We start from the raw sequence: 2,390 nt of genomic DNA on the forward strand, positions 1-2,390 counted from the left end.
TTCTTCGCGGGGCAGGATATGCGAGGTGCTAGCACCTCGCTCAGGCTGATTCACGCAGAGCGTTCAACAGCGAAAGCGGCCCCGGTGAGTGCGTCAACACCCACCGAGGCCTAACCAAAACCCATCTGTGTTGGAGATGAAAAATGGCTGAGAAGAAGTCTATTGCGCCCGAGCTGGGCGAAGCTGAACGCGAGATCCACGGGCCTCTGGCCGAAGCCCAAGCGTTGATCGAGATCTGGCGCAGCTCGAATCCCGACGAGGCGTCGTTTTGCTGCCTCGCGGTATCCACCCTGTCTCGCCTCTGTGATCGTTTTGACACCTACCAACACCTGCTGTTGAAGCATGGTCGGCCGGCATTCGCCGAGACTGACTACGGCGTCCTGGGAGACCCGGTGGAGGATCAGCCAGCGGCCTAAGGGGGTATGGGGGGTATGCCCCCCATGCAGAGCCACGGCTCTCACGCCAACGCAGCGATGCGCCGCGTGCCCAGCGCCCTCCCCTCCCCTGCCCGTCTTCGCGCATGCAAAACAGGCTGCGTGGACCACAAAAAGGGCTCTGAATTCGTATCCTGCACGCGTAAGGCTTTACATCGGCCTTTCGTCTGGTAACAATTGTCGTTCCTGCAACCTTCAATTGGAGCCGATGTGGACCTTGATTCCCTCATCCAGCATAAAGCTCTCGACGAGCTTTACAAACGTGGCAACTACGGCCTGATGGATCACTTCCTCAGAGACCCGGAGACTGCCGAGCAGCTCAAGCTGAAGAAGCTGCAATTCGACGTTCACCCCGAGCTGTTCAGCGACGTGGAAGATGTCTGCCAGCTGCTCGACATGAGCAAGCGTGAGTTCCTCACGGCCGCCACGCTGCAAGCCGTCAAGCTCGCGCAGGAGGCCATCGAAAAGCACGGTTTGATCCCTGATGAGGAGACGCACTGATGCTGACTCTCACAGGCACCGTTCGCGCTGCCACCACTCTCGGTGGTGGTGTCAACAAGAAGACCGGCGAGGTCATCCAGCCCCGGTCAGTACTCCAGGTGGAAGGCCTCGACTCCCGCGGCTTGGTGCAGCTCTACACCCTCACGGTTCCCGATCTGACGAAGTACGCCGACCAGGTCGGCTCGCAGATCTCCGTGCCGGTGCGTGCGTGGGCACCTGGCGCGACAGTCAATTTGTCGTACGAGGAAAAGAAGTGAGCGCGGGACGACGCCTTGGGACGGGCCTGCCCCGGCACTTGGCGCCGGCCGGCGCTCTTCCCTTGATACATACAAACAATTGCTCCAAGCCAGCATCCATGCGGGTTTCCGGCTCGTTTGCCTGCGATCAGGGCTTGTCGCCGGACGCCGTCCGGCTGGGCCGCGAGATGCTGGCTGGACCCATTGGGTTCCTCATCGCACGGAGGGCCGCCGATGGAGGAACGACCACCGGATGACCCAAAGGAAAACGCCGACTCTCTGGCAGGAGAAATCGGCGTTCAGGGCATCGAGGCACTACCCCGAAGGGTTCAGAGATATGGAGCAGCTAAAGCAGGCGCTCTCGACGTAGCGGAGTTTATCAGCGGGCTTGGAGGCCATCAAGGCTTAGCACGGCGGGTCGGCTCGTGTGGGGACTATTTGATGTTCCGGCACTACTTCACCGTCGACGAAGTGCGGTTGCATGCAGCTTCGCTTTGCATGAAGCATCTCCTATGCCCCCTGTGCGCCATCAGGAGGGGCAGCAAGGCCCTCAAAAGCTACCTGGATAGGTGGGAGGTGCTTAGAGGGTCGAACGCCTCTTTAAAGCCCTTTCTCGTGACTCTGACCGTTAAGGATGGCAATGACTTGGCTGAGCGTTTTAAGCACCTCCATCGTGGCCAGCGAGAGCTATGGATGCGGAAACACCGTGCTCGCGGCTCTTGCCTCGATGGTGTTATGGGTGCTGTGTGGTCGTACGAAGTGAAGCGCGGCACAGGTTCTGGGCTCTGGCATCCGCATCTGCACATGATCGCGATCGCTGAGCATCAGCCTGACCAGCTGCAGCTCTCGGCTGAGTGGAAAAACATCACTGGTGATAGCCACGTGGTGGACGTACGGCCGATCAGCCAGGAGGATCCTGTGAGTGGCTTCCTCGAGGTGTTCAAGTACGCGGTGAAGTTTTCGGATCAGCCTGTTGAGGACACGTGGCACTGCTACGAGACCTTGCGCGGAAAGAGACTCATCGGATCTGCTGGCTGCTTCCGTTCGGTGGTGGTGCCGGAGCAGCTCATTGACGAGCCCTTCGACGACCTCCCCTTTCGCACCCTTTTTTACCGCTACCTGACCGGTCGCGGATACGACCTTCAGAGGAGGAAAGATCGACCCGCCTGAGTGCACGGATGAATGTTCTTCGCGGGGCAGGATATGCGAGGTGCTAGCA

Annotated in this window: 4 protein-coding genes; all 4 read left to right on the forward strand. The window is 59.7% G+C overall.

All coding sequences use genetic code 11. The features are described from left to right. The first annotated feature begins 143 nt into the window (after positions 1-143). The 4 genes from HMPREF2757_RS06470 to HMPREF2757_RS06485 all read left to right on the forward strand — a co-directional run bounded on the left by HMPREF2757_RS06470 (position 144) and on the right by HMPREF2757_RS06485 (position 2,341). The gene (locus tag HMPREF2757_RS06470; RefSeq protein ID WP_070544383.1) at positions 144-416 is read left to right on the forward strand and encodes a hypothetical protein; all 273 of its coding nucleotides are present in this window, start codon (positions 144-146) and stop codon (positions 414-416) included. Between the two features lie 228 nt (positions 417-644). After that, complete coding sequence (locus HMPREF2757_RS06475; protein ID WP_070574462.1) at positions 645-935, forward strand: hypothetical protein; 291 nt, start codon at positions 645-647, stop codon at positions 933-935. Beyond that, entirely contained in the window at positions 935-1,192 is a 258-nt protein-coding gene (locus tag HMPREF2757_RS06480; protein ID WP_070544389.1) for a hypothetical protein, read from the forward strand. The genes HMPREF2757_RS06475 and HMPREF2757_RS06480 overlap by 1 nt, the downstream gene beginning before the upstream one ends. Positions 1,193-1,405: 213 nt before the next feature. Further along, complete coding sequence (locus HMPREF2757_RS06485) at positions 1,406-2,341, forward strand: protein rep (RefSeq protein WP_070544385.1); 936 nt, start codon at positions 1,406-1,408, stop codon at positions 2,339-2,341. Positions 2,342-2,390: the final 49 nt, after the last annotated feature.

This window comes from Brevibacterium sp. HMSC063G07 (assembly GCF_001810665.1).
Lineage (GTDB): Bacteria > Actinomycetota > Actinomycetes > Actinomycetales > Brevibacteriaceae > Brevibacterium.

Coding starts and splice junctions, on each gene's coding strand:
- HMPREF2757_RS06470 (WP_070544383.1), top strand. CDS start 144: ATGGCTGAGAAGAAGTCTATTGCGCCCGAGCTGGGCGAAGCTGAACGC.
- HMPREF2757_RS06480 (WP_070544389.1), top strand. CDS start 935: ATGCTGACTCTCACAGGCACCGTTCGCGCTGCCACCACTCTCGGTGGT.
- HMPREF2757_RS06485 (WP_070544385.1), top strand. CDS start 1,406: ATGGAGGAACGACCACCGGATGACCCAAAGGAAAACGCCGACTCTCTG.